The sequence below is a fragment of the Micromonospora sp. B9E7 genome (genome assembly GCF_039871815.1).
Classification (GTDB): domain Bacteria; phylum Actinomycetota; class Actinomycetes; order Mycobacteriales; family Micromonosporaceae; genus Micromonospora.
Genome location: NZ_JBDPLX010000015.1, coordinates 159,605 through 181,212, shown reverse-complemented (window position 1 = coordinate 181,212; position 21,608 = coordinate 159,605). Strand labels below are relative to the sequence as shown.

The window sequence follows — 21,608 nt, the reverse complement described above, 5'->3', positions numbered from 1 at the left end:
TGGACCGCACCTGGACCCAGGACGACCTCGACGCGGTCGCCCGCGAACTCAACGGACGACCACGCCAAACTCTCGACTGGCAGAATCCAGCCGAGGTACTCCACAAACACCTGGTTGCAACAGCCGCTTGAAACCGCCCAGCGGGGACACCGCGACTTCGGCGATACCGAGTCGATCACGCCCGCTCGCCCCCGTGGGGACACCATCAGTCGGTGCGCGTCTGCCGCTCGTACAGGACCAGCGCGGCGAGGAAGGCGGCGAGCAGTCCGAGGGCGGCCAGCGCGGGCAGGACCCGGGCCACCGGCAGCAACAGGAGGACGACACCGATCGCGACGAGCTGGCCCGGGGAGCTGCGTACGGTCAGCCGGAGGAACAGCAGACGACCGATCAGGTAGAGCGCGACACCGCCATAGAGCACGGTCACCGCCGACCACCCCATCGGCTCACCGGCGGGGTGCCGAGGCTGATCCGTCAGGCTCGCGAGGACCAGGTGGATGCCCAGGGCGAAGTAGACGACGCCGGCCACCATCGGCAGGTGCGCCAGCGTGTACGCGTCCGACGCCAGCTGTTGGCGGCGTCGGGAGCGCGGCGAGGCCGAGGTCAGCACCTTTGCGGCTGCCGGGGCGACGCCCACGAAGTAGAGCCACCACAGGCACACGGTCGCCGCGAAGCCGAACACCGCGGCCAACAGCACCGGCCAGGCGATCATGGCCTGGCCCACGCCGGCTCCGGCCGACAGCAGCGACTCACCGAGCACGATGATCAGCACCAGACCGTGGCGTTCGGCGAAGTGCGCCCCGCTGCGGACCTCTCCGAAGCTGGCGGCGGTGGCGATCCGGCCGCCGCCGTAGTCGACGAGGAACGCCACGGTCCACAGCACCGTCTGCGCGGTCCCGCCGAGCACGGCTCCCACCAGCAGGGGGACCCAGGCGAGTGTGGTGGACAGGGCGAAGCGCAGGGTCTGCCGGCGGTACTGCGGGTTGCCGGACGAGGCGTAGACCATCAGTGCGAGGTGCAGCCCCCGGACCACGAGGTAGGCGATGGCCAGGGTGAGCGGCGGGCTCAGCGCACCGTCGTGGCGGTGCCACGCCTCGGGAATCACCAGGGCGGCCATGAAGATGGCGGCCATCGCCGCGAGCATCCCGGCCAGCACGGGGCCGTTGTCCGCGCGGACCCCGTTGCCGAGCCAGGCGTAGCAGCTCCACGCGTACCAGAACCAGAGCAGGAGCAGCAGCCCCTGGTAGAGGGTGAGCGGCCCCAGCGACTCCGCCATGAAACCGATGAGCCTCGTCAGCGCGAAGACCAGGACCAGGTCGAAGAAGATCTCGAAGGTGGTGGCCCGGTGTGCCTCGTCGACCAGCACCGGCCGGGACCGGTGGACGCGGCTCATCCGCTCATCCTGGTCTGTGCCGCCCCGTGTCCGGGGGCCAACGGCCAGCTACGACGGGATCAGTTGAAGAGCAGGTCGAGGTGCGCGTCCAGTGCGTCCAGCGCCTGCTCGGCGGTGTACTGCCCGCCGAGCAGGTAGACACCGAGCCCCTCCATCAGCGCCAGCAGGCCGGCCGCGGCGGCGCCGTCGTGCCGGTTGGGCAGGAGGCTGGCGATGAACTCGGTGAGCTGCCGGGTGCCCTCACGGAGGCCGGTCGCGGCGGCCGGACGCACCGCCGTGTACGCGAGGAACGCGAGCGCCACCCGCCCGTCGTCGCGGGTGTGCTCGTCGAGGGGTAGCAGTGCGGCGAGCATGGTCCGCAGCAGCAGCCGAGGCGGTGGATTCTCACCCAGCCGCGCCACCGCCTCGGTGACCCGGATCTGGCTGCGTTCGCGTACCACGCTCAACGCGAACGTCATCATCTCGTCCTTGGTCCGGAAGTAGTGCTGGACCATTCCGGCGGACACGCCGGCGGCGGCGGCCACGTGTCGGAGGCTGACGGCCTCCAGCCCCTGGTCCGCGGCGACCCGCATCAACGCGTCCGCGATGAGGGTGCGTCGCTCCTGGTGGTCGACCTTCTTGGGCATGGCCTCGATCGTTTCACAGTGGGTGACCCGGACACCCCGCCAGCGGCGGTGGTTACCGGCTGACGGTGCTGCTCGTGGGGGTACCCCGGGCGCTACGCAGGAGGCCGTCGGGGTCGTCGGCGTACAGTCGCAGCTCGTTCGTCGGCGCGGACCCGCCCTTCGGCAGGTCGAAGGTCAGCGGCCGGCGCAGCAGGACGTCGATGCTCGTCTGGCTGCCGACCGAGATGGACACCACCCGACGGTCGCCCTCCTGTTCGACCTGCACCGACCTGCTCGACGGCAGGGAGCGGTAACGCTTGCGCAGCGCCTCCACGTCCGTCCACGGGATGAAGATGTCGATGCCCGAGCTGAGCCGTACCCGCAGGCCACGGTCACCCACGACGTGGGGGTGGATGGTCATGCTGGCGAAGAGCCCGATCATCCAGAGCAGACCCCAGATGCCGAGGCCGAGCACGATCCAGCGGGCGGGCCGCCAGGGCACCACGTGGGTGACGACGACATCGAAGATCGGGATCTCCACGACCGACAGGCCGATGAAGATGCCCAGGATCGGCTTGACCACGCCGAGGTAGCCGAACGGCTCGTCGCCGGGCCCCAGCGGCAGTGGGCGGCGTCGCGCCCACACGTACAGGCTGCGCCAGGTAGCGGCCTCGGCCCTGGCCGCGCGACGCAGCAGCGGGCCCACTCGCGCCCTGGTCGACGCCGTCGTGTCGTTCATGGTCGTCCTTCTCGGTAGGGATCGACGATCAGTGGATCGTGATGGTGCCGGCGCCGCCGTCCACGGTGACGAGTTGCCCCGTGGAGATCGTCCGGGTGGCGTCCGGCACGCAGATGACGGCGGGGATGCCGTACTCGCGGGCCACCGTCGGACCGTGCGCCATGATCGCGCCGGTCTCGGTGACCAGCGCCGCGGCGGTGAGGAACAGCGGGGTCCAGCCGGGGTCCGTGGTCGCGGCCACCAGGACGTCGCCGGGCTCGATGTGGGCGGTGCCGGGGTCGTGGACGACCCGGGCGGGGCCGGTCACCCGGCCCGCCGACGCGCCCACGCCCGCGAGCGTCCCGTCGCCGGTGGGCACCGCCGGCAGGACGGTCTCGACGTCCGTGCCGTCGGAGAGCAGCGCCACGGGCACCGTCCTGCGCCGTAGCTCCCGGCGGTGGGCGGCCCGCCGGGAGGTGACCGTCGCCCGCGGATCAACCCCTTGGTGTACGGCGGTGTGCACCTCGTCGAGAGTCAGGAACATGATGTCGTCGGCCTGGTCCAGCAACCCGGAAGCGTGCAGGTCGGCACCGATGAGCAGCAGTTGGCGGCGGGTCTCGCGCAGGGGGTACAACCCGGCGAACTTGCCGGCCTCGCGCAGGCCGGCCAACGACCGCGCCCGGCGCAGCAGGAAGCCGGCGATGCTGCCCCGCACCGGCCGCCTGCGGCGGGCTCGCCCGATCAGCTCCTCCAGCGCTGTCTCCGCTGCGGAGGCGGCCCGTTGGAAGCGCTGGTCGGGGCCCTGCCGTGGATCGGTGATCCGGAGGTAGTTCGCGACCGCCGCGAAGACCGCGGTGGGGTCCTCCTCCCAGCGCGGCACGCCGAGGTCGACTTCGGCGACGCCCCGGTGACCGTAGACGTCCAGGAAGGTGGCCATGCCGATGTCGGGCAGGGTTCCGCGCAGGTAGCGCGCGGCCAACTCGGCCGGCGGGGTGTCGAGGAGAAGCTGCCGGTGGTCGCCCGCGCCCTGGGCGAGCCGCCACAGTGCCAGGTCCATCTCGATGGTGACGTTGTGCGGCATGCCGCCCAGCACGGTGTGGATCTCGTCCGGGCCGGCGAGACCCTTGAGCAGTGCGGCCGGCAGCGCGGCGGCGAGCATTCCCGCGACGATCGGCCACGTGATCGCATCGGCGCTGTCGTCGTCGGCGTCCCGTGGCTGCACGAAGCGCAGCCGATCGGCGGCGGTCCGCAGGTCGGCAGGGGCGGCCGATCGTGTTCTCAGCTGCTCGATCGCCTCGAACATCCGGATCCGCGCGGTGTCGGGGCGGGCCAGGGCCCGCAGGATCCCCACCACCGCGCGCCGGGCCGTCCGCAGCGACGCGGCCCCCGACGCCCCGCCGCGCCTGGTCCCGCCGCTGGTCGGGGCGAAGCGGGGGTCGGCCAGCACGTGCTGCATCACCGCCTGGGCGCGCGGCCCGAAGTCGACCGCCATGAGCTTGACCAGCCGCCGGCGGGACGACCGGTCCCGAGCCAGGTCGGTCAGGTCGCCGTAGAGCCGGCCACCGATGTCGACGATCTCGACCCGCACACCCAGCGAGGCCAGCATGGCGGCGATCTGTGTCCGCAGGGTCGACATGCCCATCGGGGTGACCGGTTGCAACATGCCCTGGACGTGACCGAACTCCAGATAGACCCGGGGGAGAGGTTTGTCGGTGGCCGGCGGCTGCGGAAACAGGCTGGTGATCGGCCGGGACTGGAGGAGCCACTGGACGTCGTGCGCGTCGATCGCCCACTCGATGTCCTGCGGGCGACCGAAGTGGGCCTGCAGCCGCTCGCCGGTGGCTCGCAGGTCGGCCAGGTGCGCGGACGTCAGGCATCCGGTGTCGTCCCGGGCGACGCCGTCGAGGACGTAGTGGTCCACGGTCGCCGCGCCGTCCACCACTGTCGTGCCGAGACCCGGAGCGGCGTCCACCGCCATCTCGTCGCGCCGGCCGGTCAGCGGGTTCGCGGTGAACAGCACCCCGGCCACCGTGGGGGTGATCATGCGTTGTACGACGACGGCCATCCGCGTCTGCCGATGGTCGATCTGCCGGGCGTCGCGGTAGGCGGTCGCGCGGTCGCTGTACAACGAATCCCAGCACTTCTCGATGGCGGCGATCAGCTCGGTGGTGCCGACGACGTCGAGCACGGTGTCCTGCTGCCCGGCGAAGCTCGCGTCGGGCAGGTCCTCCGCGGTGGCGCTGGAACGCACCGCGACCGGGCCCGCGCCGAGCCGCTCGTACGCGGCGGCGACCTCGGCGGCGGGTATCACGCCGAGTCGGTGGGCCTCGGTGGTGACGCAGAAACCTTCGGGGACCCGTTCGCCGCGCCGGATCAGCTCGCCCAGCCCGGCGGCCTTACCGCCGACCAGGTCGAGCAGTTCGGTGGTCGCCTCGGACAACGGGATCACGTACATGGGCCCTACTCTCATTGCAATACAACTGCATTGCATCTGACGGTACCCCGTTTGCAATGCGACTGCAATGCCACCTGGCGCGGCCCGGCGCCGAGGCGTTGCCGGCATCTGCCATGCTCGGGCCGGTGACGACCGGCCGCCCCGCCAGAGCCCGCACCCACCGCCGCCCGCGAAGCCGCGCCATCCTCGTTCTCCTTGCGCTCGTCGCGGTGGCAGCCGTCCTCGGCGTCGCGTTGGTCGTGGTGCCGATGCTGCGACCGCCGGGTCCGCGTCCGCTCTTCCAGATGCCGGTCACCTGCAGCGAGACCTGGCAGCTCGGCACCTATCCCGGCCACGACGACTACGACGTGGACCTGTTCCCCATCGAGGGTGAGGCGTGGGGGCGGCCGGTTCTCGCGTCGTACGCCGGCACGGTCACGGTGGCCGGTGTCAACGGGTCGTTGGGCGGCCGGACGCCGGAGAACCCGGAGGGCCCACGGGGGCGTGGTGGCGGTTACTGGGTGAAGATCGACCACGGTGGCAAGTGGGAGACGCAGTACCTGCACATGCTCGAACCGCCGCTGGTCGAGGTCGGTCAGAAGGTCGCCCAGGGTGAGCAGATCGGGCGGGTCGGCAGCACCGGCAACTCCGGCGCACCGCACCTGCACTACGAGCAGCGACGTGGCTGGGACAAGGTCGAGACCTACTTCGACGGGGCACCGTCGGGCATCACCACCGACGACCGCGAATACACGGTCAAGCGGGCGAGCAGGAACTGCCCCGCGCCCGTCTCCTGAGGACGTCGGTTTGCCCGGCGCTTGGCGGGGCACTGATTCGGGGAACAGTTCGGACGCAGGGAGGAGCTGGCCATGGTCAAGGGTGACGTCGACACGTACCACGAGGACGGGCAGTGGAAGAACAGGCCGGAGGGCAACGAGCGGGCCAGCAGCACGCATGACGTGAAGGCCGACGCGCAGGCCCAGGGCCGGGAGATGGCGGCCGACCGGGGCGTCGAACACGTGGTCAAGAAGCAGGACGGCACGATCGGGGAGAAGAACACCTACCCGCGCAGCCGCGATCCCCGGGACATCGAGGGCTGACCGCTTCCCTTTTTCGGTGGACTGACCTCTTCGGCGTGGCCGAGGAGGTCAGTCGGCTTCCGCCCGGCCGTCACCTCGCATGACTGTGCTCGATCATGGATGTCGTGGCATCAGGCGGGGACCACGTACGGGAAGCTGGCAGCCCGGGCGGCCTTGGTGACCTCCGGGGTGAGGCCCGAGGTGGTGCCGGTGTTGAGGACCAGGGAGAACATCACCTCGGGCGCGTTGTCGGCCATGGCGCGCCCGTTGCGGATCGCGAAGCCGTAGTTCGCGGCCGTGCCGACCCGGTACGACAGGAGGTCGGGATAGAGCTGCCGGGCGACGCTCCAGCCGTACGCCTGCGGGTCCGGTGCGGTGCCGTTCGCCGCGACGACACCCGCGACCGCGTTGGCGATCTCCTCGCCGTCCTCGGTGAGGTCGCGACTGGGGTGGCGGACGTTGGCGGGGTTCGAGAAGTCGGTGTCGTGCGGCCAGAAGATCGGCCACATCATCGGGTGGCCGGCGCGGTTGATCTGGCGCCACCCCCCGGCGTCGGTGGCCAGGAGGGTCCGACACCACACGCCGATCTCGGTGCCGTCGCGGAGCAGTGGCTCGTCGTGGGACACCTCGAGGACGATCGACTCGACTGTCGTACCGGCGAAGCTGTTCTTGGCCTGGTCGACGCGCCACGCCGAGCGGTTCACCCTCGACCCGTCCTTGACCGCGCCGTTGATGGTGGCGAGTTGGTCGAGGTCGACGTAGAACGGGTCGGTGATCCGCCCGGCCCAGATCCGGACGTTGCCGCCGGTCGACACCTCACCGGTCCGCCCCTCCGCGATGGGGGTGCCCATCGCGGCGTCGTCCCGCGCGTCCGTTCCGGTCAGTTCGTACAACTGGAAGGCCTGCTTGCCGTCGCCGTCGAGCTCACCGAAGGCGAACCGGTAGGCCAGGTCCTCCATCTCCGTGCCGTTCACGTGAATCTTGAATTCGTAGCGGCCCTCGGCGTGGAAGCCCCGCTTGATGTCAGCCCTGGTCACCGAGCTGTTGACGTCCATCACGAACACCGTGGCGCGGTCGCCGTCGAAGACGTAGAGGTCGTCGATGTAGAGCTGACCGCCCTGGGCGGCGAGCGGGGTGTCGAGGTGGTGCGACATGAACTCACTCCCGGAACGGCCGGACATCTGGTTTGTCCGAACGTAGCGGGCACAAGACTGACTGCGGCGACGGTTGGCCTCGCAGTCACCCGGGTGGCGGAGCGGCCGGGCAGGACGATGGGCCGCCCGAGACTGTGCTCGGACGGCCCACGTGATGCCGGTGTCGTCAGACGCGGGACCACTTCTGGTTGGCCGCGCCGAGGCAGTCCCACAGGTGCAGCTTGCCGCCGTTGTTGGGGTTGGCGTCTCGTACGTCGACGCACTTGTTCGCATTGAGGTTGACCAGGTCACCGGAGCCGTTGAGGGTGAAGCGTTGGGCCGTGTTGCCGTTGCAGCTGACCAGGTTGACCTCGGTGCCGTTGGCGGTGCCGGCCCAGGCCGGGTCCATGCACTTGCCCATCGCGCGGACGGTGCCGTCGGAGGCGAAGGTCCAGCTCTGGGCCGCGGTGGTGTTGCAGTCCCAGATCTGCAACTTGGCTCCCTCGACCGGGTTGGCGCTGGGGATGTCGATGCAGCGACCGCTCTGAGCGCCCCGGATCCGGCTGGTGCCGGGAGCGGGGTCGCCTCCGCCGGAGGTGTAGCTGGACACTCGGACGTAGTCGACGAGCATCTGCTGCGGGAACTGCGTGGAACCGTCCGGGTAGCCGGGCCAGTTACCGCCGACCGCCACGTTGAGGATCATGAAGAACGGGTGGTCGAACACCCACCGGTTGCCGCCGAGCCGCGCGGGGTCGACCCGGTGGTACTGCACCCCGTCCAGGTACCAGGTGATGACGTTCGGCTCCCAGTCGACCCGGTAGGTGTGGAAGCCGTCGGCGAGGGGGCTGCCCAGCGTGCGGCTGCCGGTGATGCCGCCGCCGCCGGAGTAGCCGGGGCCGTGCACGGTGCCGTAGACGGTGTTGGGTTCCCGGCCGATGTTCTCCATGATGTCGATCTCGCCGGCGTCGGGCCACCCGCCGCCGGTGCCGAGCATCCAGAACGCCGGCCAGATGCCCTGACCGCGCGGGATCTTGATCCGTGCCTCGAACCGTCCGTACGTCTGGGTGAAGGTGGCCGCCGACAGCAGCCGGGCCGACGTGTACTCGCAGCGCCCGTAGTGGCACTGGTAGTTGGCGGGATTGTCCCGGCGGGCGGTGATGACCAGGTTGCCCTGGCCGTCGTGGACGGCGTTGCTGGTGCTGCTCGTGTAGTACTGCCGTTCGTTGTTGCCCCAACCGCCGCCGCCGGTGTCGAACCGCCACTTGTTCTGGTCGACCGGCGTGCCGGCGGGGGAGTTGAACTCGTCCTGCCAGCTGATCGGCCCGATGGCGGCCTCGGCCCGATCGGGGTGCGACGGGACGACGAGTGCCGTGGCGGTCGCGACCAGGGCGGCTGCCGCGAGTACGAGAGGGCGGAAGCGAAGTCTGGGGCGGGCTGTGAACACGGGAGGCTCCTCAGCGTGGGGGGTGGCAGAGGCGCGGAGAGCGCTCTCCATAGTTAAGAATGTCGATGCCGGATCCTTTCTGTCAAGAGTGTTTCCAATACGACGACCGTCCGTTACCGCCCGATGCTGCCCAGTGAGCGACGGGATGTCGGAGTGCGGCGAGGACGCGAGGGTCGGTCGATGCCTCCGAGATGGACGGCGGTGGCCCATCGACCGAGTTCGGCGCCGCCGAGTGTTACTCGATGGCGGTCGAATCGACCCTTCCTATTGCCGTGGGGCGTCCAACCGGGACAGGATGGCGAGGCGTGCGGGAAACCTCCTCGTAACCTGCGCGCTGCTGGTCTCTGTCACAAGGAAGTGGGAGTCAGTCATGAGCGACGCTTCGACGGCGCTGGGTGTGCGCCTCTACCCGGACCTGGTCGAGCACGGTGGTCTGGCCCCCGCGCTCATCGAGACCGCCACCCGCCACGCGCTCGACATCGGCCGGGTGACCGCCCCCGAGCAGGGGCGCAGCCGGTTCACCTGCGCCGAACTGCACTCCGACCAGGGAGTGGTCTGCGTCAAGCTGGGCTCGCAGGCCCGCTACTTCATGATCGACCTGCGGATCTCCGGCGAGGTGCTCGCGCGCGGCGACGTCATGGACCTGTTGCAGGTCGCCCAGGTGGCTGCGGCCTGGCGGGCCGGGCTGCCGTTCGCCGAGCTCACCGCCCGGTTCCCGTTCATGGAGGAGATCGCGCACCGCCCGGCCCCGGTGGCCCAGGTCGGCTGAACCCGCGCTCTCCTCAGCGGCGCAGTCGGGGTGGCAGAGGTGACTCCACCCCGACCTCACGGTTCAGGTAGGTCGACTGCACGAAGGTGACGAAACGTTCCGCGTCGGTCGCGGTGGAGGCCAGCCCGAACGAGACGCGGACCGCGCCGCCCGTCGGCAGACGCAACGCGTCGAGGTAATGGTCGATCGTGTCGACCCGCGCCAACAGCCGCCGCCGCACCGACTCCGGCCTGATCCCGAACGCGCCCTCGCCCGCGCCCGGATCGCAGAAACAACCGGTACGCAGCGAGTGGCCCGGTTCGTGTGCCGGCCTGAACGGTCAGCGCTCGTCGCCCACTCAGTCGATCGTGGTCCGTGCCTCCGCCGGCACCTGGAGGAGATTCAGGCAGTTACGCCACAGCGTCTCCAGCTGGGTCGGATCGTTGAGCAGCTTCGCGAGCAGGACCCGCCCCTCGATCTGGGCCACGATGGACCGGGCGGCCTCCCGGACGTCGACCGACGGGCCGGCCAGGCCGCGATCCTTCGCCTCGACGACGACCTGCTCGATGAGGGTGATCTGCTCCTCGAAGATCTCCTGGAGCCGACCGCGAATCTCCTCGGCCTGGTTGCTGAGTTCGAGGGCGAGGTTGCCGAACAGGCAGCCGGCGACCACGCCGGACTTCTGTTGGCCGACGCGCTGGATCTCCTCGGTCGCCACGAACAGGTCCCGTAGCCGCCGTAGTGGATCGTGCTCGGTGCCGAGCAGTTGCTCCCACTGGCGACGCTGGGCGACCCAGTGCTCGTCGATGACGGCGCGGGCGAGGGCCTGCTTCGATTCGAAGAAGTAGTAGAAGCTGCCCTTCGGCACGCCGGCCGTCGCACAGATCTCGGCCACGCCCAGGGCCGAGTAGCCGCGCTGCTCGATCAGCGTGGCGGCAGCGTCGAGGATCTTGTTCCGCGCGTCACTGGTCCGTCCCATGCTTTGACGATACACGACCGGTCGGCTAGCTTTTAGTAGACCAGTCGTCTAGTGATCGTCCGGTCGGACCTCCAGGTCCGGCCCCCAGGGCTTCGGCCAGTCAGGAAGGGTTCCCATGAGCACCAGTCAGGCACGGAAGGTCGTCGTGGTCACCGGTGCGTCCCAGGGCATCGGCGCCGGCCTCGTCGACGCCTACCGCAAGCTCGGCTACGGCGTGGTCGCGACGTCGCGCTCGATCGGCACGTCCGACGACCCGCAGGTCGTCACCGTCCGGGGGGACATCGCCGACGCCGACACGGCGCAGCGGGTCGTGGACGCCGCCCTCGACCGTTTCGGGCGCATCGACACCCTGGTGAACAACGCGGGCGTCTTCGTCGCCAAGCCGTTCACCGACTACACCGACGAGGATTTCGACCTGGTGACCGGGATCAACCTCGCCGGGTTCTTCCACCTCACCCGGCGCGCCATGCCGCACCTGCTGGCCACCGGTGCCGGTCACATCGTCAGCATCACGACCAGCTTCGTCGACCAGCCCAACTCGAACGTCCCGTCGGTGCTCGCGTCGTTGACCAAGGGCGGCCTCAGCTCGGCCACCAAGTCCCTGGCCATCGAGTACGCGGGTCGCGGCGTACGGGTCAACGCCGTCGCGCCCGGCGTCATCAAGACCCCGATGCACCCGGTCGAGACGCACGAGACGCTCGCTGGCCTGCACCCGGTGGGCCGGATGGGTGAGACCAGCGACGTGGTCGACGCTGTCGTCTACCTCGAGTCCGCCCCGTTCGTCACCGGCGAGATCCTGCACGTCGACGGTGGCCAGAACGCCGGTCACTGACCTGACCCGATCCCGCAAAGGAGCAGATGATGCCGATCGTCACCATCCAGATCACCCGCGAGGGCAGCACGCCCGGCGCGTCCGCGGCGACCGCAGAGGAGAAGGCCGCCCTGATCAAGGGCGTGAGCGAGTTGCTGCGCGACGTCCTGAACAAGCCGCTGACGTCGACCTTCGTGGTGATCGACGAGGTCGCGACCGAGAACTGGGGTCGCGGCGGCCTCCCGGTCGACCAGTTCCGGCAACAGCAGAGCGCCCAGGCGTCCTAGACCCGGCCCCTCGCCGGTGCGGCAGAGCCTCCGCATCGGCGAGGGCAGGCCCCGTCGTCGGTAAGCCGTCCGGGCTGCTCCGAGGTCGTGAGCCGGGCGCCGACGACCCCGAATCGGCCTTAAGGGGCGTTAAGTCGCGGATCCCTCTCCTGGTGGCGGGCGCGTCGAGACGACCGTCGTCGATCCGTCTCTCCGGTAGAGGCGTGGGTCACACCATCGGCCGAGGGTCGGAGTGGCGGCCCGGAGGCAGTGCCGGCGTCGCGGCCCGATCAAGATCATTCGATGGGGGCGAGCGGACCGGTGCGTCGCCGTTCGTCCGGTCGTCGCGGATCGTGCCTGCTGGCGGGGCATGTCAAGGGTGGGTGGGGTCGATCCCGGCGGGGGCTACCATTTGACAACGTTGCCACCGGCACGCGAGGGTGCCTCGAGGGGCTGCGGGGGCGGCTGTGACGGGCGAATACTGCGCTACGTCTATATTGCCGGATTGTTACATTTTCAACAGGCCCTCGCCTTGCGGATGACCCTCCGGCCGCAATACGTTGCCGTCAACAACAAAACCAAGTGAAGGTTCAACCTTCCGGAGGCAACCGATGACGTTGGCGAGGTGGTACGAGCTATGAGCGACGTGCCGATCCTCCTTGAGATGCGCTCCATCACCAAGGAGTTCCCCGGAGTCAAGGCCCTCTCCGACGTCAACCTGGTGGTTCGCGCCGGCGAGATCCATGCCATCTGCGGCGAGAACGGTGCGGGCAAGTCCACGTTGATGAAGGTGCTCAGCGGGGTCTACCCACACGGCAGCTACGACGGCAAGATCGTCTACCAGGGGTCGGAGAGCAAGTTCTCCGACATCCGGGCCAGCGAGAACGCCGGCATCGTGATCATCCACCAGGAGCTCGCGCTCATTCCAGGAATGTCGATCGCCGAGAACATCTTCCTCGGCAACGAACCGCGCAAGCGGGGCGCGATCGACTGGAAGGCCGCGAACCGGATGGCGCTGGACCTGATGGCCCGGGTCGGTCTACAGGAAGACCCGGACACCCTGGTCAAGGACATCGGCGTCGGCAAGCAGCAGCTCGTGGAGATCGCCAAGGCGTTCGCCAAGGACGTGAAGCTGCTCATCCTGGACGAGCCGACCGCGGCGCTGAACGAGGCCGACTCCCGGCACCTGCTGGACCTGCTGCGCGGCTTCCGCTCCCGCGGCATCACCTCGATCATGATCTCGCACAAGCTGAACGAGATCGAGGCGATCGCCGACCAGATCACCATCCTGCGCGACGGGCGGACCGTGGAGACCCTCGACGTCAAGGCGGACGGGGTCGACGAGGACCGGATCGTGCGCGGCATGGTCGGTCGCGAGCTGAGCAGCCGGTTCCCGGATCGCACCCCGAAGATCGGCGACGTCTTCTTCGAGGTCCGCAACTGGAACGTCCGGCACCCGATCTCCGCCGACCGGCAGGTCTGCAAGAACGAGAGCTTCGTGGTGCGCCGCGGTGAGATCGTCGGCTTCGCCGGTCTGATGGGCGCGGGCCGCACCGAACTCGCGATGAGTGTCTTCGGCCGCTCCTACGGGGTGTACGAGTCGGGCACGATCATCAAGGACGGCAAGGAGATCGTCCTGAAGTCGGTGGCGGACGCCATCGACCACGGGCTCGCGTACGTCAGCGAGGACCGCAAGGCGATCGGCCTCAACCTGCTCGACGACATCAAGTCGTCGACGGTGGCCGCCAAGCTCTCCAAGATCTCGCACCACGGCGTCCTGAGCCAGGTCGAGGAGTACCAGGCGGCCGAGGCGTACCGCAAGGAGTTGCGGACCAAGGCCCCGACGGTCGACGAGGGCGTCTCCAAGCTCTCCGGTGGCAACCAGCAGAAGGTCGTCCTGGCCAAGTGGATGTTCACCGACCCGGACCTGCTGATCCTCGACGAGCCGACGCGCGGTATCGACGTCGGCGCGAAGTACGAGATCTACGGCATCATTCAGCGGCTCGCCGACCAGGGGAAGGGCGTCGTCGTCATCTCCTCGGAGCTGCCTGAGCTGATCGGGCTCTGCGACCGCATCTACACCGTGTTCGAAGGTGCCATCACGGGCGAGATCGCCCGGGCGGACGCGGACCCGGAGACCCTCATGAAGCAGATGACCTCGACGAAGAAGTTGGCCACCCGATGAGCCGTATCAAGGACCTTCAGAAGAACCTGTTCGGAGGCACGACCTCCAACGCCCGCCAGTTCGGGATGATCTTCACCCTGGTGGCGATCGTCGTCCTGTTCCAGATCCTGACCGACGGCCTGACGCTGCGGTCGGACAACCTGATCGCGCTGTTCCAGCAGAACTCGTACATTCTGATTCTGGCCATCGGCATGCTCATGGTGATCGTGGCCGGGCACATCGACCTCTCGGTCGGCTCGGTCGCCGCCTTCGCGGGCATCCTGGTGGCCAAGTCGATGGCCGAGTGGTCGCTGCCCTGGCCGGTCGCCATCCTGTTCGGCCTCGCGATCGGCGCGATCATCGGTGCCTGGCAGGGCTTCTGGGTCGCGTACATCGGGGTGCCGGCGTTCATCGTGACCCTGGCCGGCATGCTGCTGTTCCGTGGTGGCAACCAGTTCATCGGTAACGCCAACACGATCCCGGTACCGGAGGGCTTCCGGGAGATCGGCTCCGGCTTCCTGCCCGAGTTCGGTCCGAACACCGGCTACAACAACGCGACGCTGCTGCTCGGCTTGCTGGCGGCGGTAGCCGTGGTGTGGCGGGAACTCAAGGCCCGCAGGACCCGTCAGGCGATGGATGCCGACCCGGCACCCGTGTGGATCTCGATCCTGCGGATGGCCGTCATGGTCGGGGTGATCGCCTTCGCCTCGCTGCGCTTCGCCAGCGGTCGCGTCGGCACCAGCTTCCCGATCTCCGGCATCATCCTGGTGCTCCTCGTGATCGCGTACTCCTTCTACACCCGCAACACGGCCGGTGGCCGGCACATCTACGCGGTGGGCGGCAACTCCCGGGCGGCCGAGCTGTCCGGCGTGAAGCTCAAGCGGGTCAACTTCTTCGTCATGATGAACATGTCCGTCCTGGCCGCGCTGGCCGGCATGATCTTCGTGGCCCGTTCGGCGGCCTCCGGCCCGCAGGACGGCAACGGCTGGGAGCTGGACGCCATCGCCGCGGTCTTCATCGGTGGCGCGGCCGTCTCCGGCGGTATCGGCACCATCAGCGGCTCGATCGTCGGTGGTCTCGTCATGGCCGTGCTCAACAACGGCCTGCAGTTGATGGGCGTGGGCACCGACCGCGTCCAGATCATCAAGGGCCTGGTCCTGCTGCTGGCCGTCGCGATCGACGTCTACAACAAGAGCCAGGGGCGCTTCTCCATCATCGGGAGCCTGATGCGGCCGTTCCGCCGCGAGGACTCCGCCCCACCCGCCTCACCGCCGGACGCGGAGCGCGAGCCCGCCAAGGCAGCGGTGTCCGGCTGACGGCCACCGACCTCACCACCCGTCTCATCATCGAGAAAGGCAAGTCCTCACCATGCGTAAATTCTTTGGCACGTCGGTGGTCGCGGTCAGCGCCGCCGCCATGCTGGCCCTCGCGGGCTGCGGCTCCGGCCGCGACGGCGACAGTGGCTCCAACGGCGAGGCCGCCAAGGGCTTCGCGGCGAACTCGCTGATCGGCGTGGCCCTTCCGGCCAAGACCTCGGAGAACTGGGTCCTCGCCGGTGACCTGTTCACCAACGGCCTCAAGGAGGCCGGTTTCCAGGCTGACGTGCAGTACGCCGGCGCGTCGACCACGGTCGCCGACCAGCAGGCCCAGATCACCGCCATGACCACCAAGGGCGCCAAGGTCATCGTCATCGGCGCGACCGACGCCGCGCAGCTGTCGACCCAGGTCGCCGCGGCGCACGCCGCCGGTGCCAAGGTGATCGCGTACGACCGCCTCATCACCAACACGCCGGACCTCGACTACTACGTCGCGTTCGACAACTTCAAGGTCGGCCAGCTCCAGGGCCAGGCCCTGCTGGACGGCATGAAGGCCAAGAAGCCGAACGGCCCGTACAACATCGAGCTGTTCTCCGGCTCGCCGGACGACAACAACGCCGGTGTCTTCTTCAACGGCGCGATGGACGTGCTCAAGCCGGAGATCGACAAGGGCAACGTCGTCGTCGCCTCGGGCCAGAAGGACGTCAAGCAGACCGCCATCCAGGGCTGGAAGGCCGAGGGTGCGCAGGCCCGGATGGACCAGCTGCTGACCTCGACCTACGGCAACAAGGAGCTGGACGGCGTCCTCTCCCCGAACGACACCCTGGCCCGCGCGATCCTGACCTCGGTCAAGGGCGCTGGCAAGCCGACCCCGGTCGTCACCGGTCAGGACTCCGAGGTCGAGTCGGTCAAGTCGATCGTCGCTGGCGAGCAGTACATGACGATCAACAAGGACACCCGCAACCTGGTGAAGGAGACCATCAACATGGTCAAGGCCCTCCAGGCTGGTAACGCTCCGCAGGTGAACGACACCAAGTCCTACAACAACGGCAGCAAGGTCGTCGACACGTACCTGCTCCCGCCGGTCGCCGTCACCAAGGCGAACGCGGCTGAGGCGTACGCCAACGACCCGAAGCTCGCGCCGCTCACCAAGTAGTCAGCGCACCTAGGTAGCAACGCCGATGGGTCCCGGGTCTTCACTACCGGGACCCATCGTCGTCCCCGCACCCCCGCACCAACCGGCATCGACCCGGAAGGAGGTCTGACCGTGGCGACACCAGTGCGGGCCAGGCCAACCGGCGTCGGCCGTGCCACCGACTCACCGTTGCCGTCGGTCCCCGGCGCCAGCCAGGAGGAGATCCGGCGGCAGAACCTCGGCGCCGTGCTGCGCCACGTCCACCTGCACGGGCCGACCTCCCGCGCCGAGCTGACCGGCCGCCTCGGCCTCAACCGCAGCACCATCGGCGCCCTCGCCGCCGACCTGGTCGCCAGTGGCCTGGTCACCGAGGACGTACCCACCACGGCCCGCCGCGCCGGCCGCCCCTCGCTGGTGATCAGCCCCCGTTCCGACCGGGTCTACGCACACGCCCTGAGCATCGACGCGGACCGGCTGCGCGCCGCCCGGGTCGGTCTCGGCGGACGCATTCTCGACCTCCGCGAAGTCGCCCGACCCGATGGCATGTCGGCGGTCGACGCCGTCCGGCCGCTCGCCGACCTGGTCCGTGACATGGAACGATCCGTGGCCCCCGACGCGCTGCTGGTCGGCGGCGCGGTCGCGGTCACCGACACCACCCGCAACCCGGACGGCAGGATCAGCGTCGCGAGCGTCGAGGCGACCCTCGGGGCCGCACTCGAGGCCGAGCTGAGCGCCTGCCCGGGCTTCGTCGCCGGCGACCTGGCCGACATCGCCGGCCTGGCCGAGCACGTACGGGGCGTGGCCGCCGGCGTCGACGATCTCATCTACCTGCACGGCGACCTCGGCATCAGCGCCGGCATCATCGTCGGTGGTCGATTGGTGATCGGCCACCGGGGCCACAGCGGCAAGGTCGGCCACATGGTGGTCAACCCGAATGGTCTGCCCTGCGGCTGCGGGTCACGTGGTTGCTGGGAGACCGAGATCTCCGAAGCCGCGTTGCTGCGGCATGCCGGCCGGGACCCGAGCGACCGCGCGGCGGTGGCCGAGGTGCTGCGCGCGGCGGCGGACGGCGACCGGACCGCCCGCGCGGCGGTCGCGCAGGTCGCCGACTGGCTCGGCTTCGGTGTGGCCAACCTGGTCAACGTGGTCAACCCGGACGCCGTGGTGTTCGGTGGGTCGCTTCGCGACATCTTCACCGCCGGCGCCGACGTGGTCCGCCAGCGACTGGACACCATGCCGCTGCCGGCCTCCCGCGAGCACCTGCGGCTGCGCGCGGCGGCACTCGGCCGCGACGCCGTCCTGATCGGCGCCGCCGAGTTGGCCTTCGAGAAGCTGCTGGCCGATCCGCTCAACGTCGGCGTCGCCGGTCAGCTGGATTCCTAGGGGATCTCCCGCACCACGCTGGTGCCGCTGCCTGGCCGGGACTCCCAGGTCCAGCTCTCGCGAAGCTCCAGGCGACCGTCGGCCGACACCCCCACCTCGGTGACGCAGTGCCCGGCGGAGGTCTGCCCGTCGGCGTTGAGTTGGACGTAGCGAAAGTCCAACCGGTCGCCCTCCCGGGTGCCGACGAGGTAGCCGCGCCGGATGGACCCACCGGTGTACTCGGCCCACACCTCACCGGCCCGTTCGTGGTACGCGAAGACCGTCTCGGTGCCCACCTCGCCCGTCACCACATCCGTCACCGGGGCAAACCGTCGGCCGTCCAACGAGATCGTCATGCCACCGACGCTAGTCGATCCACTGCTCCCGTACGGCATACCGTATGTTGTACGGTAAGGCCGGATGCTCGACGCGGGAAGGGGACAGGCGTGACGACGAACGGTGCGGCGATAGCCGCGGAGGGGTTGCGGAAGCGGTATCGGGACCGGTTCGCTCTGGACGGCTTCGACCTTCGGGTGGACACCGGAACGGTGTGTGGCCTGCTCGGCCCCAACGGGGCCGGCAAGACCACGTCGGTGCGGATCCTGTCCACCCTGCTGCGGCCGGACGGAGGGCGCGCCGAGGTCGCCGGGTTCGACGTGACCCGCCAGCCCGACGAGGTGCGCTACCGGATCGGTCTGGTGGGGCAGCACCCCGCGCTCGACGAGGCACTCAGTGGCCGGCAGAACCTGCTGCTCTTCGGCCGGCTGTTCCACCTGGGGCGCCGCCGGGCCGAACGGCGGGCGGTCGAGTTGCTGGAGCGGTTCGGTCTCGTCGACGTCGGTGAGCGACCGGTCCGCGCGTACTCCGGGGGCATGCGTCGCCGGCTGGACCTGGCTGCCGGCATGGTCCTGGCCCCGGCCGTGCTGTTCCTCGACGAACCCACCACCGGGCTGGACCCGCGCGGTCGCAACGAGGTGTGGGAGTCGATCCGGGAGTTGGTCCGTGCGGGCACCACAGTGCTGCTCACCACCCAGCACCTGGACGAGGCCGACCAACTCGCCGACCGGATCTCGGTGGTCGAGGCCGGCCGCGTCATCGCCGAAGGCACCCCGGACGAGCTGAAGGCACGGCTCGGCGGCGACCGGATCGAGTTGGTCCTGGGGGAGACCGCCGATCTCGCCGTCGCCGTCGCGCAGATGCGTCGGGTGGTCGACGACGAACCAACTGTCGACGTGGACCGGCGCGCGGTGAGCGTCGGTGTCGGGCACCGCGCCGGTGCACTCGTCGAGGTGCTGCGGGCGCTCGACGCCGCGCAGGTCACGGTGGCCGACGTTGCCCTCCGTCGTCCCACTCTGGACGACGTCTTCCTGCACGTCACCGGCCACCGGGCCAGCGCGGAGGCGGCCGCGTGAGCGCCCCGGCCGTACCTTCGACGGTGGACCTGACGCCCGGCCGGCCCGCTGCGCTGGCCGACAGCGGCACCCTCGTCTGGCGGGGTCTGGCCCGGTGGCGACGGGACCCCGGGCCCCTGGTCGCGTCGCTCGGCTTCAACATCCTGATCGTGCTGATGTTCGCCTACCTGTTCGGCGGGGCGATGCGGGTGCCCGGCGGAGGCAGCTACCGGGAGTTCCTGATGCCCGGCATGTTCGTGATGACCATGGTGTTCGGCATCAGCCTCACCACGATCGCGGTCGCCGAGGACCTGGAGCGCGGGGTGACCGACCGGCTTCGCTCGATGCCGGTCGCACCGCTCGCCCCGCTCGTCGCCCGAGCGGTGACCGACCTGCTGTTCGCCCTGGTCACCCTCGCGGTGCTGCTGGTCACGGGCCTCACGGTCGGTTGGCGGGCGCACGGCGGGCCCGGTGCCACGCTGGGCGCGGTGGGGTTGATCCTGCTGTTGCGGTTCGCCCTGATCTGGGTCGGCATCTTCCTCGGCCTGGTCACGCGCGGACAGACGGCCGTCGTCGCCGTGCAGACCCTGGAGTTCCCGCTCGGCTTCCTCTCCAACGCGTTTGTCGCACCGGCGACCATGCCGGCCTGGCTCGGCGCGGTCGCCGCGTGGAACCCGCTGTCGGCGACCGTCGGCGCCGCCCGTGAGCTCTTCGGCAACCCGGGCTGGGGTGGTGACTCCTGGGCGGCACAGCACTACCTGTGGTTGGCCGTGGCCTGGCCGATCGCACTGGTCGTCGTGTTCCTGCCGCTCTCGGTCGCCCGGTACCGGCGGCTGAACGGCTGAGCCGCCGACGGACGCGCCCCCGGTGGCTCCCACCACCGGGGGCGCGGTCGGTCAGCCGCCGGGACGCAGCACCCGGCCGGGGCCGGCGGCGTTGTCGGCGGCGGCCTGGGTGCGCTGCGCTCCGGTGACGCACACGTCGTCCCCGATGAACGCCTCTCGCCACACGTAGCCGGCGACGCAGGTGTGCGGGCCGTACGGACCGTTCACCCAGCGGCTCGCGGCGACCGCGTTGTCCGCGAGCACCTGGGATCGGGTGGTGCCGGTCACGCAGACGTAGTCGGACTGGTCGGCGTCGCGCCACACGTACCCGCTGACGCAGGTGTTCGGGCCGGACACCAGTCGGGCCGGGTTGCGACGGGACGCGGCGGCGGAGTTGTCGGCGGCGGCCTGGGTGCGCTGCGCTCCGGTGACGCAGACGTCGTCCCCGGCGTACGCCTCTCGCCACACGTAGCCGGCGACGCAGGTGTGCGGGCCGTACGGACCGTTCACCCAGCGACTCGTCGCGGCGGCGTTGTCCGCCCACACCTGGCTGCGGGTGGCGCCGGTGACGCAGACCAGGTCGCCGGCGCGGGCCTCGCGCCAGACGTACCCCTGGAGGCAGCGGTTGACCACGTCGGTGGTGACGGTCACCGAGGCGGTGTTGCCGGAGAGCCAGTTCACGCCGATCTGCACGCCGTTGGCGTTGAGCGACTGGGCCGGACCGCCGCCGGGGCCGGTGCGCAGCAGGGTGGGGGTGCCGTTGCGGACCTCGTGCAGCAGCACCGTGTCGGCCGGGATGCCGGCGCTCCAACCGGTCTTCCGCCGGAACTCGACGGTGTAGTAGTGGAACAGGTCGGCCGGGTCGAACGGGATCCGGACCAGCTGCGGGCCGCTCGCGGCGGGCACCTCCAGCGGTGCCAGGGTGAGGCTGCGCGAGCCGATGCCGTCGGCGGCCATGGTGAAGATCCGGTTCTTCGGCAGCCAGCCCAGCTCGTCACGGTTGGGTCCGTTGAGCCCGACCGCGCTGGTGCCGTAGTTCGCGGTGCCGAAGGCGTAGATGTGCATCGCGCTCATCTCGTCCCACGGGTCGTCGTACTCGCCCGGCTGGGACCACGGCGCGTTCTGGTAGGTGGTGTCGTTGGAGAACGAGTGGCCCAGGTTGTAGCCGTGCAGCATCTCGTGCGCGGCGAAGCCGACGTTCCAGGCGCCCGGGTCGAGCAGCACCCGACCGCCGGCCGCGCCGGAGTCCACCCAGTCGTTGAGCATGACCGCGATCCGGTTGCCGGCGGGCACCGCGTAGCCGGCGGCCGCCGCGGTGTCCACGCAGCGCTGGGTACGGGTCCACCGGTCGATCGACTGGAACTGCGCCAGGGTGTACGGCATCGTGTACCAGCCCCGGACCACCGAGCCGGCCAACGACACCCGGCCTCCCGACTGGTCGGCCAGGTAGTCCGCCACCCCGCCGGTGCCGACGCCGGCCGCGGTGAGGAAGTTGGCGAAGTGCGACGGCGGTTGTGGCTGCGCCGGCTTGTCGCTGAACTTGCACAACAGCACCGACCAGGGGGTCGCGTTGCGGATCGGGCTGGCGTTCGCCGGGGCGGCCGGCAGCGCCACCGCCCCCAGTACGGCGCAGGCGAGCGCCACGGCGGAGGCGGCGACCCGATGGAGGACTCTAGACTTCACGCGAACGCTCCCATCGCTGCGGCCCACCGGACGTGGGCCCTGCGGTCCACATCGGAGCACCGATAGTGACCGGACCGACGCATTCAGTCGCGTTGGCGACGGGCTGGAATCCGACTGCGCTGGTCA

Annotated in this window: 21 protein-coding genes and 1 pseudogene; 12 read left to right on the top strand and 10 right to left on the bottom strand. The window is 69.9% G+C overall.

The annotated features are described in order from the left end of the window. Positions 1-131: pseudogene (locus tag ABGB10_RS23185) on the top strand (IS30 family transposase); the annotation flags it as partial. A 74-nt stretch (positions 132-205) separates the two neighbouring features. Here ABGB10_RS23185 and ABGB10_RS23180 read toward each other — a convergent pair. From ABGB10_RS23180 to ABGB10_RS23165, 4 genes are read right to left on the bottom strand one after another with little or no spacing between them, the layout of a single operon-like run. Next, the gene (locus ABGB10_RS23180) at positions 206-1,390 is read right to left on the bottom strand and encodes a low temperature requirement protein A (RefSeq protein ID WP_347663017.1); all 1,185 of its coding nucleotides are present in this window, start codon (positions 1,388-1,390) and stop codon (positions 206-208) included. A gap of 59 nt (positions 1,391-1,449) precedes the next feature. Continuing rightward, positions 1,450-2,016, bottom strand: coding sequence for a TetR family transcriptional regulator C-terminal domain-containing protein (locus ABGB10_RS23175; protein ID WP_347663015.1), 567 nt, complete (start codon positions 2,014-2,016; stop codon positions 1,450-1,452). A 52-nt stretch (positions 2,017-2,068) separates the two neighbouring features. After that, a complete protein-coding gene (locus tag ABGB10_RS23170) occupies positions 2,069-2,734 on the bottom strand; it encodes a hypothetical protein (RefSeq protein ID WP_347663013.1) in 666 nt (221 codons plus the stop codon). Between the two features lie 28 nt (positions 2,735-2,762). After that, positions 2,763-5,168 carry a PEP/pyruvate-binding domain-containing protein gene (locus ABGB10_RS23165; protein ID WP_347663011.1) on the bottom strand — a complete coding sequence of 802 codons (2,406 nt, stop codon included), beginning with the start codon at positions 5,166-5,168 and terminating at the stop codon, positions 2,763-2,765. Between the two features lie 113 nt (positions 5,169-5,281). Here ABGB10_RS23165 and ABGB10_RS23160 point away from each other — a divergent pair, with 113 nt between their 5' ends. Both ABGB10_RS23160 and ABGB10_RS23155 read left to right on the top strand, forming a co-directional pair. Next, a complete protein-coding gene (locus ABGB10_RS23160) occupies positions 5,282-5,944 on the top strand; it encodes a M23 family metallopeptidase (protein WP_347663031.1) in 663 nt (220 codons plus the stop codon). A 72-nt stretch (positions 5,945-6,016) separates the two neighbouring features. Beyond that, on the top strand, positions 6,017-6,247 hold the full coding sequence (locus tag ABGB10_RS23155) for a DUF2188 domain-containing protein (protein ID WP_347663009.1): 231 nt from the start codon (positions 6,017-6,019) through the stop codon (positions 6,245-6,247). A gap of 110 nt (positions 6,248-6,357) precedes the next feature. Here ABGB10_RS23155 and ABGB10_RS23150 read toward each other — a convergent pair whose 3' ends face one another. Both ABGB10_RS23150 and ABGB10_RS23145 read right to left on the bottom strand, forming a co-directional pair. Then, the gene (locus tag ABGB10_RS23150) at positions 6,358-7,380 is read right to left on the bottom strand and encodes a DUF4331 family protein (RefSeq protein ID WP_347663007.1); all 1,023 of its coding nucleotides are present in this window, start codon (positions 7,378-7,380) and stop codon (positions 6,358-6,360) included. 166 nt (positions 7,381-7,546) lie between these two features. Beyond that, positions 7,547-8,803: a family 16 glycosylhydrolase gene (locus tag ABGB10_RS23145; RefSeq protein ID WP_347663006.1), complete on the bottom strand. Its 1,257-nt coding sequence runs from the start codon at positions 8,801-8,803 to the stop codon at positions 7,547-7,549. Between the two features lie 370 nt (positions 8,804-9,173). Between ABGB10_RS23145 and ABGB10_RS23140 the strand changes: the two genes are divergently transcribed. After that, complete coding sequence (locus ABGB10_RS23140) at positions 9,174-9,572, top strand: hypothetical protein (protein ID WP_347663004.1); 399 nt, start codon at positions 9,174-9,176, stop codon at positions 9,570-9,572. Between the two features lie 13 nt (positions 9,573-9,585). Here ABGB10_RS23140 and ABGB10_RS23135 read toward each other — a convergent pair whose 3' ends face one another. Next, positions 9,586-9,792, bottom strand: coding sequence for a hypothetical protein (locus ABGB10_RS23135; RefSeq protein ID WP_347663002.1), 207 nt, complete (start codon positions 9,790-9,792; stop codon positions 9,586-9,588). 117 nt (positions 9,793-9,909) lie between these two features. Next, a complete protein-coding gene (locus ABGB10_RS23130) occupies positions 9,910-10,530 on the bottom strand; it encodes a TetR/AcrR family transcriptional regulator (RefSeq protein WP_347663000.1) in 621 nt (206 codons plus the stop codon). A 115-nt stretch (positions 10,531-10,645) separates the two neighbouring features. Here ABGB10_RS23130 and ABGB10_RS23125 point away from each other — a divergent pair, with 115 nt between their 5' ends. The 6 genes from ABGB10_RS23125 (at position 10,646) to ABGB10_RS23100 (ending at position 17,605) form a co-directional block, all read left to right on the top strand. Next, positions 10,646-11,362: an SDR family NAD(P)-dependent oxidoreductase gene (locus ABGB10_RS23125; RefSeq protein WP_347662998.1), complete on the top strand. Its 717-nt coding sequence runs from the start codon at positions 10,646-10,648 to the stop codon at positions 11,360-11,362. A 29-nt stretch (positions 11,363-11,391) separates the two neighbouring features. After that, positions 11,392-11,628, top strand: coding sequence for a 4-oxalocrotonate tautomerase family protein (locus ABGB10_RS23120; RefSeq protein ID WP_347662996.1), 237 nt, complete (start codon positions 11,392-11,394; stop codon positions 11,626-11,628). Between the two features lie 616 nt (positions 11,629-12,244). Then, positions 12,245-13,792 (top strand): multiple monosaccharide ABC transporter ATP-binding protein, encoded by a 1,548-nt coding sequence (gene mmsA / locus ABGB10_RS23115; RefSeq protein ID WP_347662994.1) that lies wholly within the window; start codon positions 12,245-12,247, stop codon positions 13,790-13,792. Further along, positions 13,789-15,087, top strand: coding sequence for a multiple monosaccharide ABC transporter permease (gene mmsB / locus ABGB10_RS23110; RefSeq protein ID WP_347662992.1), 1,299 nt, complete (start codon positions 13,789-13,791; stop codon positions 15,085-15,087). Before mmsA ends, mmsB begins: the two co-directional genes overlap by 4 nt. A 52-nt stretch (positions 15,088-15,139) precedes the next feature. Next, complete coding sequence (locus ABGB10_RS23105) at positions 15,140-16,243, top strand: sugar-binding protein (RefSeq protein ID WP_347662990.1); 1,104 nt, start codon at positions 15,140-15,142, stop codon at positions 16,241-16,243. Between the two features lie 168 nt (positions 16,244-16,411). Further along, positions 16,412-17,605 (top strand): ROK family transcriptional regulator, encoded by a 1,194-nt coding sequence (locus tag ABGB10_RS23100; protein ID WP_347663029.1) that lies wholly within the window; start codon positions 16,412-16,414, stop codon positions 17,603-17,605. On the opposite strand, the gene ABGB10_RS23095 is transcribed toward ABGB10_RS23100, so the two are convergent. Next, positions 17,602-17,940 carry a hypothetical protein gene (locus ABGB10_RS23095; RefSeq protein ID WP_347662988.1) on the bottom strand — a complete coding sequence of 113 codons (339 nt, stop codon included), beginning with the start codon at positions 17,938-17,940 and terminating at the stop codon, positions 17,602-17,604. The genes ABGB10_RS23100 and ABGB10_RS23095 overlap by 4 nt on opposite strands. 90 nt (positions 17,941-18,030) lie before the next feature. On the opposite strand from ABGB10_RS23095, the gene ABGB10_RS23090 reads away from it, so the two are divergent. Then, on the top strand, positions 18,031-18,996 hold the full coding sequence (locus tag ABGB10_RS23090; protein ID WP_347662986.1) for an ATP-binding cassette domain-containing protein: 966 nt from the start codon (positions 18,031-18,033) through the stop codon (positions 18,994-18,996). After that, positions 18,993-19,820 (top strand): ABC transporter permease, encoded by an 828-nt coding sequence (locus ABGB10_RS23085; RefSeq protein WP_347662984.1) that lies wholly within the window; start codon positions 18,993-18,995, stop codon positions 19,818-19,820. Before ABGB10_RS23090 ends, ABGB10_RS23085 begins: the two co-directional genes overlap by 4 nt. A 51-nt stretch (positions 19,821-19,871) precedes the next feature. On the opposite strand, the gene ABGB10_RS23080 is transcribed toward ABGB10_RS23085, so the two are convergent. Then, the gene (locus ABGB10_RS23080) at positions 19,872-21,482 is read right to left on the bottom strand and encodes a hypothetical protein (protein WP_347662982.1); all 1,611 of its coding nucleotides are present in this window, start codon (positions 21,480-21,482) and stop codon (positions 19,872-19,874) included. Positions 21,483-21,608 lie beyond the last annotated feature (126 nt).

Coding starts and splice junctions, on each gene's coding strand:
- ABGB10_RS23180 (WP_347663017.1), bottom strand. CDS start 1,390: ATGAGCCGCGTCCACCGGTCCCGGCCGGTGCTGGTCGACGAGGCACAC.
- ABGB10_RS23175 (WP_347663015.1), bottom strand. CDS start 2,016: ATGCCCAAGAAGGTCGACCACCAGGAGCGACGCACCCTCATCGCGGAC.
- ABGB10_RS23170 (WP_347663013.1), bottom strand. CDS start 2,734: ATGAACGACACGACGGCGTCGACCAGGGCGCGAGTGGGCCCGCTGCTG.
- ABGB10_RS23165 (WP_347663011.1), bottom strand. CDS start 5,168: ATGTACGTGATCCCGTTGTCCGAGGCGACCACCGAACTGCTCGACCTG.
- ABGB10_RS23160 (WP_347663031.1), top strand. CDS start 5,282: ATGCTCGGGCCGGTGACGACCGGCCGCCCCGCCAGAGCCCGCACCCAC.
- ABGB10_RS23155 (WP_347663009.1), top strand. CDS start 6,017: ATGGTCAAGGGTGACGTCGACACGTACCACGAGGACGGGCAGTGGAAG.
- ABGB10_RS23150 (WP_347663007.1), bottom strand. CDS start 7,380: ATGTCGCACCACCTCGACACCCCGCTCGCCGCCCAGGGCGGTCAGCTC.
- ABGB10_RS23140 (WP_347663004.1), top strand. CDS start 9,174: ATGAGCGACGCTTCGACGGCGCTGGGTGTGCGCCTCTACCCGGACCTG.
- ABGB10_RS23130 (WP_347663000.1), bottom strand. CDS start 10,530: ATGGGACGGACCAGTGACGCGCGGAACAAGATCCTCGACGCTGCCGCC.
- ABGB10_RS23125 (WP_347662998.1), top strand. CDS start 10,646: ATGAGCACCAGTCAGGCACGGAAGGTCGTCGTGGTCACCGGTGCGTCC.
- ABGB10_RS23120 (WP_347662996.1), top strand. CDS start 11,392: ATGCCGATCGTCACCATCCAGATCACCCGCGAGGGCAGCACGCCCGGC.
- mmsA (WP_347662994.1), top strand. CDS start 12,245: ATGAGCGACGTGCCGATCCTCCTTGAGATGCGCTCCATCACCAAGGAG.
- mmsB (WP_347662992.1), top strand. CDS start 13,789: ATGAGCCGTATCAAGGACCTTCAGAAGAACCTGTTCGGAGGCACGACC.
- ABGB10_RS23105 (WP_347662990.1), top strand. CDS start 15,140: ATGCGTAAATTCTTTGGCACGTCGGTGGTCGCGGTCAGCGCCGCCGCC.
- ABGB10_RS23095 (WP_347662988.1), bottom strand. CDS start 17,940: ATGACGATCTCGTTGGACGGCCGACGGTTTGCCCCGGTGACGGATGTG.